The sequence below is a fragment of the Cytobacillus kochii genome (assembly GCF_020171845.1).
Taxonomy (GTDB): domain Bacteria; phylum Bacillota; class Bacilli; order Bacillales; family Cytobacillaceae; genus Cytobacillus; species Cytobacillus kochii.
Genome location: NZ_JAIVAM010000004.1, coordinates 272,798 through 285,574, shown reverse-complemented (window position 1 = coordinate 285,574; position 12,777 = coordinate 272,798). Strand labels below are relative to the sequence as shown.

General features: G+C 33.2%; 9 protein-coding genes and 2 pseudogenes. 7 read left to right on the top strand and 4 right to left on the bottom strand.

Annotated features, from left to right (window positions below):
- Positions 1–269: 269 nt before the first annotated feature.
- Complete coding sequence (locus tag LCM23_RS07860) at positions 270–872, top strand: hypothetical protein (protein WP_191811620.1); 603 nt, start codon at positions 270–272, stop codon at positions 870–872.
- A gap of 118 nt (positions 873–990) precedes the next feature.
- Positions 991–1,515 (top strand): Rossmann-fold NAD(P)-binding domain-containing protein, encoded by a 525-nt coding sequence (locus tag LCM23_RS07855; RefSeq protein ID WP_224936437.1) that lies wholly within the window; start codon positions 991–993, stop codon positions 1,513–1,515.
- Positions 1,516–1,569: 54 nt separating this feature from the next.
- On the opposite strand, the gene LCM23_RS07850 is transcribed toward LCM23_RS07855, so the two are convergent.
- Positions 1,570–2,310, bottom strand: coding sequence for a YqjF family protein (locus LCM23_RS07850; RefSeq protein ID WP_224936436.1), 741 nt, complete (start codon positions 2,308–2,310; stop codon positions 1,570–1,572).
- A 261-nt stretch (positions 2,311–2,571) separates the two neighbouring features.
- Between LCM23_RS07850 and LCM23_RS07845 the strand changes: the two genes are divergently transcribed.
- Positions 2,572–3,984, top strand: coding sequence for an FMN-binding glutamate synthase family protein (locus tag LCM23_RS07845; RefSeq protein ID WP_224936435.1), 1,413 nt, complete (start codon positions 2,572–2,574; stop codon positions 3,982–3,984).
- Between the two features lie 520 nt (positions 3,985–4,504).
- On the top strand, positions 4,505–5,590 hold the full coding sequence (locus tag LCM23_RS07840) for a Ger(x)C family spore germination protein (protein ID WP_224936434.1): 1,086 nt from the start codon (positions 4,505–4,507) through the stop codon (positions 5,588–5,590).
- Positions 5,591–5,651: 61 nt separating this feature from the next.
- Here the strand turns inward: LCM23_RS07840 and LCM23_RS26055 are convergent.
- Positions 5,652–6,673: pseudogene (locus LCM23_RS26055) on the bottom strand (GerAB/ArcD/ProY family transporter).
- Between the two features lie 136 nt (positions 6,674–6,809).
- The gene (locus LCM23_RS07830; RefSeq protein ID WP_263624163.1) at positions 6,810–8,333 is read right to left on the bottom strand and encodes a spore germination protein; all 1,524 of its coding nucleotides are present in this window, start codon (positions 8,331–8,333) and stop codon (positions 6,810–6,812) included.
- Between the two features lie 1,120 nt (positions 8,334–9,453).
- Here LCM23_RS07830 and LCM23_RS07825 point away from each other — a divergent pair.
- Positions 9,454–9,834, top strand: coding sequence for a glycosyltransferase (locus LCM23_RS07825; protein ID WP_224936433.1), 381 nt, complete (start codon positions 9,454–9,456; stop codon positions 9,832–9,834).
- Between the two features lie 232 nt (positions 9,835–10,066).
- Positions 10,067–11,629, top strand: a complete 1,563-nt coding sequence (locus LCM23_RS07820) for an alkaline phosphatase family protein (RefSeq protein ID WP_224936432.1) — start codon at positions 10,067–10,069, stop codon at positions 11,627–11,629.
- A gap of 454 nt (positions 11,630–12,083) precedes the next feature.
- Here the strand turns inward: LCM23_RS07820 and LCM23_RS26165 are convergent, their stop codons facing one another.
- Positions 12,084–12,398 carry an MmyB family transcriptional regulator gene (locus LCM23_RS26165; protein WP_224936431.1) on the bottom strand — a complete coding sequence of 105 codons (315 nt, stop codon included), beginning with the start codon at positions 12,396–12,398 and terminating at the stop codon, positions 12,084–12,086.
- Between the two features lie 32 nt (positions 12,399–12,430).
- On the opposite strand from LCM23_RS26165, the pseudogene LCM23_RS07810 reads away from it, so the two are divergent.
- Positions 12,431–12,775: pseudogene (locus LCM23_RS07810) on the top strand (Tn3 family transposase); the annotation flags it as partial.
- Positions 12,776–12,777 lie beyond the last annotated feature (2 nt).

Here is a 12,777-nt window from a genome sequence, read left to right as displayed (position 1 = left end):
AACAATGGAATATTAGGGTGCTTTTATTCTTGTAAAATAGTAAAAAGAGAAGGAGAATATGAGAAAATGTAAATGAAATTGATAAAATTAATATGTAAATGAAAATAAATCAGTAAAGGGTATTATCAGTTAATCGAGGTCATAAAATAAAGATAGAAAAATCTGACTATTTATCTTTTATTGTAAATGAAAGTAACTAAAATGGAAAGTATTAGCCTTTGATAAATATAACCTTTCTTAATAATCCTTTTAAATAGGGGGGGTAAGCAATGATTCATCAAAAGGAAAACAGCTTCTTAATCATCATCATCACTCTATTACTATTATGTATTACATTGGTGCTAGGGGCTTGTTTACATATCATGTTTGAATGGGACTTGACCATTATAGCTGGTTTGATCGGATTTGTTGGAGCGATTATTGGCGGAATGATTACCTACTACGGTGTTAGAGTAACCATTTGGCATCGTGATAAGGAAATCTTTCTCTCTACCGCCACCTCAAAACTACTTTTAATAACGACGAAGATTGAACCTAAATATAAAGAGATTGCTAATGAAGCATTACTATACTCTAATGTTTTTAATTTAGATATTGATTACCATCTAAAAGCAAAAAGATTACACGAACTAATGAAACGGTTCATCTATACATCATATGAAGATATGGAAACACTCTATGACATTATGGAATATGAAGACATTAAAGGCTTTCATCAATCACTTAAAGAGATGAGAGAAGAAGTAATGAATGAATCGGATGTGCAACTAAATGATTTAATTCAGCTTATTCAGCAAAGCTACCAATATATCTTTGCAACTTCTGCAAAACTAGAAAAGAAATATTTCCGATACAAGAAGCAAGTTCTTTAAACTGTCAAAATTCTTCAAGGAAATTTTTAAAAAAAGAGGGTTTAATCGCTGATAAATGGAAGTTTTATGTATGCGCTCGCAGTAACATCGCAGTTAATTAGAAGGAGGGAGAAGCAGTATGAAAAACTTTGGACATACGCTCATTTTTGGAGGAACAGGTATGTTAAAGGAAACAACACAATGGTTAATTGATCGCACGACTCAAACAAGAATCTATGGAAGAAAGAGCAAATCTCTAGAGCAATCAAATACAACTTATCGTCTTTTAGATTACACTGATACTGACAAACTTATTGAAGAGATTACCCTTGCTCACAAAGAAGGCGGTCCCATTCACACTGTTTTAGCATGGATTCATAATACAGCCCCCAACGCTATTCCTATAATGAACAAACAAATCGAGCAATTACAAAATGAACCTTGGACACTCTATCTTGTAAAAGGCAGCAGTTCAGACATCGAAAGTATCAAATCCTCCCAACAAAACTACAAAGACCAATGTAAGCTTAAAATCATCCAACTAGGCTTCAAATATAACGGAACATCTTCCAGGTGGCTCACACACGAAGAAATAACAGCTGGTACAATTGACAGTATGCAATCAGCGAGGGATTTCACAATCATTGGCTCACTTAAGCCTTGAGATGGGCGACCTTAACGTAATTCTTTTTAAAAGAGAAATCTACGTCTTCTTAATTTAATGTATCTTCTTAATATTCCAAATAAGAGAATCAACTCCTTTTGAAAAATGAGATATCGGTTCTTTATTAGAAAGATCAATATTAAAAGGTGAAAAAAGTGTATTCACCTCTATATCTATATCTACTTTCTGTAACGGCCATGGCCCATGATGGATTTCTCCACAATAGATGGTGCCATTAGAATCGGTACTATATAGGCAATACCGCTCTGTAAGCCAGTGATCAAGAGTGCCTGTATTTGCAAAAATTACTTCTTGTGAGTGTCTTAACGTCCCACGAAATGCTATTTGGGCATTGTTATTTTTTCTGACACTCTTACAATGAAAAATTTGATCGTCATTTCGAAAAGAAATCTGTGCAGGATAATAGGGCAAACGATACCATTTTTTTGCGATTTTATAGGAAGCCCAGTTCTCGACATCTAAAGAAAGAAAATAGACTCCTGGTTTACCATTATATTTAACATAGGTTCTTAAATTGACTTCTGGAAATTTAGGGGTTATTGAGACAGCAGGTATTCCGCGAGGATAGATTCCTTCCATAACAAATGCAACAATTCCTAACCAAGCATAGTTATTAAAGGTATCAATTTGTAATGAATTAGGAATATGTTCACGTAGCGCTTCAATTGGGACAGGCCAATGAAGAAAATATAGGTTTCTCCATGTTTGTCTCATTATCCATTTTTTTGAATATATTGAAAATGGTCGATGACTGGTATCTTTTAAAATATTCAAGCAAATTTTCTCCTTTCCATGTTAGATGGCAACACTATAATCCATGAGAAAATGATGTTAATAAAAATCACCCGAAGCACGTCTTATTACATTAGTAATTGTTCAATCTTAAAATCATTTCTAGCCTTCCCCTTAAGATGAATTTTATTAGAACTCCATATGTACTACTTGCTAGTGTTCTATATCAATATGATAATAAATTTTAATTTGGGCAATAATGGAGATGATGGTTGTTTATTAATACAAAGTGGAGAAGTGATTATGCCAAACATCTTATACTATTTTTCTTTTGTGATGATTTCAATATTATTTATCTTTTTGATTTTCATCCTTATTGGTTGGCGTTGGATGATAAAAAAAATAGCGAAAAAAATGGGGAAAATCATACTAACCGACGGATATCAAGAAAATCTTATGGAAATATTGCCGGGTTTACGCCATATGGGAATTCAAAATATGCTAGAAAACAGCTTGCGTGCCGAAACAGGCGATGTCCTACATCGTCCATTAGGCTCGTCAAAAAAGTGGCCACATTTTGATCCGATTACCTTTATCCCTACACAAACAACACCATTTCCTATAGATGGCGAAGCAGAGGTAGATGTTAAAGTAACAATTGGACCAAAAGCAAAGAAGCCAATGAAAATAAAAATACCATTACTGATCAGTGGGATGGCTTATGGCATTGCACTGAGCGAAGAAGTAAGGCTTGCATTGGCAGAAGCAGCTAACAATACAGGAACAGCAATTAATTCAGGAGAAGGAGGCGTTTTACCTGAAGAATTAAACGCCGCAGGGAAATATATATTGCAATTTTCAAAAGCGGAATGGTCAAAGGACGAGGATTTAATTAAACGTGCTGATATGATTGAAATTAAATTTGGACAAGGTGCACTATTCGGTGTGGGTACGAAAATTTCTCCAAAAAATCTAACCGGACGTGCGCGTGATGTAATGGGACTGAAAGAAAATGAAGATGCTGTGATTTATGATAATTTCTATGAAGATCAAACGATCGATGATATAAAGGAGCTTGTTAAGGAACTTCGAACTGTATCTGGGGGTGTTCCTATAGGTGTTAAAATGGGGGCAGGCGGAAAGATAGAAGAGGACATCGATCAATTAATTTATCTAGGTGTGGATTTTATTTCGATAGACGGTGGTCAAGCAGCTACAATGGGTGCACCGCCGATTTTATCTGATGATATGGGGATTCCAACCTTACATGCAATTGTTCGTGCTGTTAATCATTTAAAGAAGAGAAATATGAAAGGAGAAATTAGTTTAATTGTTTCTGGTGGACTTTTTGTTCCAGGACATTTTTTAAAGGTACTGGCATTAGGTGCTGATGCTGTTTATTTGGGTTCTGCTATTTTATTTACGGTCGCACATAATCAAATATTTCAGGCAATTCCTTTCGAACCACCTACACAAGTTGTATGGAATGAAGGGAAATTCAAGGATCAGTTTAAGATTGAAGATGGGGTGAAAACTGCAGAAAAATTTTTAACAGCGAGCATTGAAGAAATGAAAATGGCCTTAAGAGCAATGGGGAAACGCTCATTAAAAGAACTTTCAAAAAAAGATTTAGTATCCTATGATGAGTTAACAGCTAAAATGGTGGGAATTCCATTTTCATTTGAACCTTGGAAAGTCAACCATAAAGAGAAATAATCATCAATTATTTTATTAACATAAATAAGTTTGAGTATAATCTGATAAAAAGATGGTTCCAGATAGTATTCTAAAATTATTGCTTCACAATATTGGATTTTAATAATACAAGTTAGTTAAAAACAGGTATTTGATTATATAGAAAAAGAGCCTGATTTACTAATGAAGAGGCATAAATGTATTGGTATATTCTCAATTTATCTTGTCATAATTTACAGCAATTAACAAAGAATAATTTATAACAATTGAGATTATTTTTTGTATATACTATTTAATCTATTTTTAAAAGTGAATGTCCTTTTAAATTCATCCATAGTTTTAGGGCTTTTTCCAATAAATTTAGTATTAGTACAGGAAACTATGCAATCTCTGCACTCGCAACAAAGTCCTATAATATATGAATAGTTGTCACATTATATAAAGGTTTGGGCGGAATAATGATATTGAATCAATGTCACTGTCGAATATCTATGATTACCTGACCTTAATTTGGTAAATTTTAATGTCAAGGAGTATATTAATGATAATTAAAAAGTCGCTCATCCCTATCTGCTGTATTTATTTACTTGTAGGCTGTGTTCAGACAGAAACAATTGAAAATCTTCAGATTGCGGAAGGCATCGGTTATGATTCTGCTGACAATAAAAAATACGAATTAACTTTGGATGTTGCTATTTTCAGTACAGGTAAGGATAAAAAAGTGACTAACACAACCCTCAGCGATGTGAATTTTACTGGATATGGTGCTGCAAGAAGTGCTCAAAATGAGTCGCCTAAACCTGTTACAGTGGGTAAAGTGTTGGTTGCTGTCTACGGGGAAGAATTAGCAAAAAAAGGTGTTATTAAGATTCTTGATGGTCTTAAAAGACATCCATCTATTGGAAGAATGGTTGACTTTTGTGTAATTGAAGGAAACGCCAAGGAATTATTAGAAGGGACATACGCATTTGAAGAAACACCTTCCCGTTATTTAAAGAATCTTCTTGAACATCATAAAACAGGAAATTTACCTTCAACAAATTATCATGAGTTTATGTACAATTATTCATCTAAAGGTCAAGATCCCTTTATGGTGCTTGTCAAAAAACAAAACGATAAAATTAAGCTCAGTGGTCTAGCCTTATTTAAAGAAGATAAATACATAGATGCTATACGGGGGGATAAGCTTTTCTTATTTAAAATGTTATATGAACATATAGATTATGGGACGTACGAGGCCTCTTTTCCTGAAGAAGATACTTATATAGCATTGGAAACTATAAAATCGAAAGTGGATTATCAAATAAAGAAGGGGATGACCAGTCCAGAAATTGAGATCACTGTTAAAGCTAAAGCTTTTATTAATGAAGTTATCTCTGACATTAAGTTGCAGAATGCGGCTGATGAAAGGAAGCTTGAAAAAATGATAGAGGCACATTTAAAGGAAAGCAGTTTACAAATGATTAAAGATTTTCAAGAAAAGGGCATTGATCCACTTGGTTTTGGAGATAGAGTTAGAAGCCAAACAAGGGGATGGAAAGCAGATAAATGGCGGGAACTGTATCCAGATGCCTCCGTAGATGTCAAAATTAAATTCGATATTATAGAAAAGGGCATTACTGAGTAAAAAAACAGAAACGAATAGATTTTAAGTTATTTCTAAATTTTTGTGAGGGGATATTCATACTTTATTTACCCCCTCTCAGCTTCAATATAAGCCTTTGTAAAATAAACAAAATGGGGATGTAACCATATACAAAAAAGAAAGTAACTTCTCCTGAAAATCTTCTAAGTGCTTCGATACTTGTCCGATCTTCAATTAATCCTGAAGCAGCTACTAAAATGATTATGATCACACTCAAAATAAGTTTTTTGTTAAATGAAAATATCTCTATAATTCCACGGTGTGCTCCCCAGAATGTCAAACAAATATTTGGCAATACAATAAATATCCATGCAGCTATTCCTAAATGTTCAAAACGCTCAAAAAATGGAAATTCGATAATTTTCCAAATTGTGATTGTTCCCCATAATATTTCTTGCAGCTGACCTTGATTATAAAAAACGAAAGTAACTAGAGCTATAAAGACATAAACAAGTGTTGTGACTATAACTGCTAAATGAGCCCATTTTTCAGACCTTTTCGGATGCTTAATAAATGGGTAATACATAAATAATAATTCAAATCCGCTCAAACCTAATGTGGCATTTCTTGCTGAATCAATCAATTCTCTAAAACTATGGTCCATTACAGGAAGCAAGTTACTAAAATGAGCAAATTTCAGCGGGAAAAGAAATGTTAGTAAAATTGGTATCGAGTATAGGGTACTTAAAAAACATATCCCAGTTACAACTCGTAGTCCGTTAATCACAAAATAACCGGCTGCTATTAAAAGTATAAGCTAAAAAACCATGGAGTTAATTGCGGAAATACCCATAATTGTATGATTTCGATATATGAACGTAATACAGTGAAACAAAGCATTAATAAATATAAAATAAACAGCAGACTAAGAAAACCACCAACCCATTTGCCAAACAATTCCTTGTGAATAGCAATTAAATCTCCTTGTCCTTTGTTTAAAATACGATATAAGATGAAGATTAGAAGGTGTAAACTTAACCCAGATATTATTATTGAGATCCAAGAATCGTGTCCAGCAGACTTACTTATTCCTCTTAAGTCGAGGACAGAGATACCTGTCTGCATTGAATGAATCAGATAAAAGACAAGGAAGGGTGAAATAAGTAAGTTTTCTTTTAAAAGATTTCGCATAAACCTCACCAAATTTCCATAGTAGTTGTTCAAGATCCATTTGCTGTTACGATAAAAAGCTCTATGCTCCTTATTTATTTTTATTCTTATCATGTTTTTGATTTAGGCGATCTGAATTTGCACGATTTGAGTCTTCAGGTCTTTGGTAGATTGGACGCTTAGCCTGACGATTGAAAGGCATACGAAAAAAGGCATCTTTTAAATCCGTTAAACGTGGCGGAAATATAGGTTCAATAAATGGCCTACCTAAAGAGGTCAACCCTAATAGGTGGCAAATTGTAATTGCAAATAAAATAGCGATTCCGACAAATCCCCACAAATGTGCAAATAATATAAAAGGAAAGCGAATGAAGCGAATGGTGTTGCTCATTTGGTAGACTGGTGTTGTAAAAGATGCTAGTGCTGCAAGTGCTACAATAATTAGTAATACGCTGCTAGTTAAACCAGCATCTACAGAAGCTGTTCCAATTACAATACCGCCAACGATACCAATTGTCTGTCCGACTTTACTAGGCAATCTTGCACCAGCTTCACGCAATAGTTCGATAACAAATTCCATTATCAGCACCTCTAGTACTGGTGGAAATGGGACATTTCCTCTTGATGAATATATGGTGGCTAAAAGATTTATCGGTAACATTTCAAAATGATATGTCAATATTGCGATATAAAAAGGAGTAGAAAAAACTGAAAAAGCTACAGCGAATAGACGAATCAATCGAAAGAATGATGCCATATGCCAAATAAGAAAATAATCTTCAAATGCCGAGAAAAATTCAACTATTGTTATAGGAGCATATAGGGCATGCGGTGAACCATCAACTAGAATCACAATTTTCCCTTCTGTTAATACTGCACAAACACGATCAGGACGTTCCGTATCGAGCAGCTGTGGAAAAGGTGAATTTTTATTATCAGAAATCATTTGAGTTATATACGAACTATCAATTATATTGTCATATTCAATATCAGATAATCGCTGTATTACTGTATTAACATTTTCCTGATTAGCGATGCCATCAATAAAAAGAACAGCGATTCGTGTATTTGATATTTTCCCAACCTCAATCTCTCTTAAATGTAACTGCGGAAGTGGAAGTCTCTTTCTGATTAAGTTAATATTTATATCAAGTGTTTCCACAAATGCTTCCTTCGGTCCAACTACACTAAACTCTACTTCCGGTATTGTTACTTGTCGTGATTCAACAGTAACAGCAGGTATCAGTAAACAGTTCGAATCATGTTCACTAAATTGAATCATAATTGAACCAGTCATTATTTTCTTTTGGATTTCTTTTACATCATCAGTTATTAATTTCTGTTCTATTGGAAGTAATTTTTCTATGTCTTTTAGGCTAGTAAAGGTGTTTTCTGTTAAATGTGACAGTACATCACGATGGATAAACTCCGGGTTTACTAAAGTATTCATATAGCTAATAATGCAACTAGTACTTCCAGTTTTGAATTCAAACCGTTGAAAGTCTTTCGATGGTTTTAACGCTTTAATTAAATCATCTATCTTAAATTCTGTTTCAGTATCGTCATTGTTTTTATTAAATAATGTCTTTTTCGATTGGTTAAGCCATTTTAGCAAGGGTAAAGCCCTCCTTATATATTTGCATTGAAAATAGAAGGTTTTTTTTCCGATACTGATTCTTTGGTTATTTGTATTTATAGGTTATCCAATAAATTGATTAATATTAGGGGAAGAGCAGAGGAAAAGTTAAATTAAAGAGGTAGGTTCTCCAGGAGCGCATCAAGCAGCAATCAAACGTTTATGTATGGAAAATAAGGGATGTAAAAAAGTTTAGTATCACCCTTTATATGCTGAAGAAACTACTTAATTACAAAAACACATATATCAAATCTATTATGTAGGATTTAAAAGTAAAAGTATGTTTAATTTGCTATTCTCCATTTTTAATGGTTCAGAAACTTTGAATGGGTTCACTTAGAATACATGGTTTCCAAGTAGTAATTGGCGTTTCCATGCTACACCAACTCTTCAATAGTCACTTTCTCAACTGTTTTATCAGACCGTATGACAAAGCCACCTTGTCATACATTTTTCCTTTAAGAGAAAGAATAAATCCTCAATCTATCCTCATTCTTGGGTGCAAACAAATAACGGAAAGAAAATCAACCTAATCAGCAAAAATCGGATGTTATGGGGCTGACATTGAACCATTAATGGATAGCTTTTCTGAGTAAATAGATAGCAGATTTTTCGATTTTTCTCCTACCATTTAAGTACCTATATTTACTAACTTTTTTAAGACTAATTTCTTCGGTCACTTCTTTCGGCTGTTTGTTCAAGCCAATGTTGTTTTTCGTTTTTTCATTATTCCTTCTAAAAAAGAACGATTAGATACTGAGGAATTTTCAATTACTATCACTTTTATTACAGTTAATTAAAGACATTGATAATTCTTATACTACCCTCGGCTAAAGTGATGGATAAGTATATCATTCTTTGTTTCCAACAAGAAGACAAATGTCATGAAACATATTTATACATGTTTATACCAATAATATCAGCATCATTTTTTTATAAATTATCCAACCCTATATAAATCAGCTTCCCATTAAAAATGGGAGTTTCCAAAAAAATATTACCGTTACAGGAATGCCAATAACCTCGAATTTTTGGATTAGAAAAAATAACAAACAAGAAATAAGAAAGGAATTAAACCTTAAAAATATTTCCTACTGTTATGGTAATGGGAGGAGGATTAGGACTAGGTGGAATCCAGACACTAGCATATAAACTTATAAAATGGAAAGAAAAGATAAACATATTAATATTCACTGGAAGGAATGAAAGGCTAAGAAGGAATTTTTTGAAAAATGAAGTGTATCATCATCCTAATATTCAAATTATAGGTTTTGTAGAACATATTGACAAATGGATGGAAGCAACAGATATCCTCATCACAAAATCTGGTGGCTTAACCTGTTTTGAAGCATTAACAAAAGGGTTACCTTTGTTTATTTATCAACCAATTCCGGGACATGAAGAAAGTAATTGTGATTATTTAGTTAATGAGGGTTTAGCTATTAAGATCGATGATTCAACTAATATCGATCATTTATAGAAAAGTTACTTTTTTCCCCTACAGAGATGAATTTTTTGCATGATAGTATAAGTACGTTTCAAAAAAAATTAGATCCACTAGCGGGTGCTGAATTCATTGTTAAACTCCTTCGTTAAGTCATAGTAATATCTGAATGCCCGTAGTTGTATATACCTTGCTCTTCAATATAATCATTCATAGAAAATGAATAACTTGGAAAGAATAATTCGAAAAACACGAAGGTGGTAAAATGATGCGATTTCGATTAGTTTTTATTGTATTTCTTTCTATTCTATTATTTTATTCCACTGCCCATACAAATAATCAAGAGCAAGATACCCCAAATGCCATTCAAACGAATAATGAAAACTCCCCTAAAATTGTCCTTATTATCATTGATTCATTGATGGATAAGCCTTTAAAAAAGGCAATTCAAGAGAATAAAGCGCCTGCCCTTGATTTTTTTTTAAATCATGGTCGTTATCATAATAACTTAGTCAGTTCCTACCCAACAATGTCAGTCTCAATAGATAGCTCTTTGATAACAGGAACTTATCCTGATAAACATAAAATTCCTGGGCTTGTATGGTATGACGAAAATGAACAGCGTATTATTAACTACGGAAATGGTTTTTTCGAAATGATGAAGATTGGGATTTCTCAGTTTACTGAAGATAGCATATACCAATTTAATAATGTAGATCTCAGCTCTAATGTTGAAACCATTCACGAAGTTTTAGACAAAAGTGGGAAAGAAACAGCTTCTATAAATTCTATTATATACCGAGGGAACTATGAACACATTCTTAAAATTCCAAAAGTCTTAGCGAAAACAACTACTTTACCTGAACAATACAAAACCTTTGGACCAAAGATCTTATCATTGGGTGCTTTTATTCGTCAAGACGAAAAAAATTCACATTTATTCAATCGGCTAGGGCTTAATGATGCATTTGCAGCTCAAGAATTAAAATATCTTTTAGAGAAAAACATACTTCCTGAATTTACAATTATGTATCTTCCCGCAAATGATCACTTCGTTCATAGAAAAGGGCCTGAAACGATTGAAGGTATTGAGAAGCTTGATAAACAACTACAGGAAATATTAAATGTATTTCCAAATTGGAATAATGCCCTTGATAATATGGTTTGGATTATCATTGGAGACAGCCCACAATCACTTGTTAAGAAAAACAAAAAAGAAGCTTTAATTGATTTAAGAGAAATTCTATCGAACTACAATATTTTAAAGCTTGATGAGCTTGTTCGTAATAATGATGAACTTGTTATAACAGCAAATGAACGTATGGCGTATATATACAAGATCAGTAAGGATTGCTCCATGCACGATATTGCAAGTAGATTGCAAACAGATGAGCGTATAGCATGGGTTGCGTGGAAGGAAAACGATATGATTCAAGTGGAATCAGGCGATCAAAAAGGGGCGTTACAATTTAAACCCAAAGGGGATTTTAAAGATATTTATAATCAAAATTGGTATATAAAAGGAAATAGCTCAATTCTTGATCTGACAATAAAAACTAAAAATCAATTAAAGTATGGAGATTACCCTGATGGATTAGCAAGATTGTATGGAGCACTACATTCACAAAAAGGAGATTTTCTAATAGTTGATGCCAAACCTGGTTACGAATTTATTGGAGAAAGTTCTCCTGAACATACAGGAGGTGGGGCTCATGGCTCGATGCATAAAAATGATTCTCTTGCACCTATAATTGTAACAGGTACCAATAAAAGTATAGATGATTTGCGTATTGTTGATTTAAAAAAATGGATATTAGATTTCTTAGAATAGTATTTAAAAATGAAGTCTTAATCATCCAGAAGTAAAAGGATTGATTCGTCAATAAAGAAAGAAAGAGTAGAATTTTTTGTTGTGAAGATTGTAGTCATAAAATACATATGGATGCCATTAAAAATTTCTTTTGATATTTAAAATAAAGTTGCATAGTTCAATAACTTTTTTCCAAATCGCCATTTAACTAACGGAGCAACAAAAAAACCTAATTTCTTAATAATGAACTGCACCCCAATTATTAGATTTTGTGTCTAATAATTGGGGTGCAGTTCAATGCTGAGAAATTAGAAATTAGGCTTTTTTGATTGTTCTATTAAAGCACCTAGATGACAGAAAATCATCGGTATGTTTCCAGTACAACATTATTTTAAATCAACGGTGACAATCTATATTTCATTCACCATAACGGCCATTATCGGAGGCAACGCTTAGATTTGTTGTGAACAATAATTTAAGAGACAGGAACATACATACACCAATGAAGATCTTCGTTTCCATCTACATGGGAAGCAGAATGAATGCGGAAATTATTTGTTTGATTTTGTACGTCATTTATCGAAATGAAACTAACTTTCTTCTGTTGTATATTGTGCTGGTCCCATAAGTTTTGAAACAGCTTTCTTTGCTGTTTTAGATTAATAAGGATTTGATTAAGAGTTGGGTCATCTGGGTAGCGCTCATAAACTGCTACTGAGTAAGTTGATAGTTTGCTCCAGTTTTGAATCCGATCCCGAACACTGGGTTCTAAGAAAAGAAGTTGCAGCAATTACCTTTCTTCCAGGGCACAAGAAGAAAACAAAAACAATCTTTATTCTGAATTACATTTCGGATGAATCTTTAAGAAGAAAAATACAAAATGGATTGAATAAAGGAAAAGCCATGAATGGAATGGCAAGAACCATTTTCTTCGGAGAACAAGGAGAGCCTAGAGAACCAACCATACAGGATCAACTGCAAAGGACAAGTGTTTTAAACATAATTATCAATGCCATCAGTATCTGGAATACTCTACATCTAACAAGAGCAGTAGAATATCAAAAACGGACAGGTAATTTTAATGAAGACTTATTGCACCATATATTGCCTTTAGGTTGGGAACATATCAATATACTAGGAGAATACCATTTTAATCAATGTAAGCTTAA

Excerpts from the sequence above, each read along its gene's own strand:
- LCM23_RS07840 (WP_224936434.1), top strand. The coding sequence starts at position 4,505 with ATGATAATTAAAAAGTCGCTCATCCCTATCTGCTGTATTTATTTACTT.
- LCM23_RS07855 (WP_224936437.1), top strand. The coding sequence starts at position 991 with ATGAAAAACTTTGGACATACGCTCATTTTTGGAGGAACAGGTATGTTA.
- LCM23_RS07825 (WP_224936433.1), top strand. The coding sequence starts at position 9,454 with ATGGTAATGGGAGGAGGATTAGGACTAGGTGGAATCCAGACACTAGCA.
- LCM23_RS07860 (WP_191811620.1), top strand. The coding sequence starts at position 270 with ATGATTCATCAAAAGGAAAACAGCTTCTTAATCATCATCATCACTCTA.
- LCM23_RS07845 (WP_224936435.1), top strand. The coding sequence starts at position 2,572 with ATGCCAAACATCTTATACTATTTTTCTTTTGTGATGATTTCAATATTA.
- LCM23_RS07820 (WP_224936432.1), top strand. The coding sequence starts at position 10,067 with ATGCGATTTCGATTAGTTTTTATTGTATTTCTTTCTATTCTATTATTT.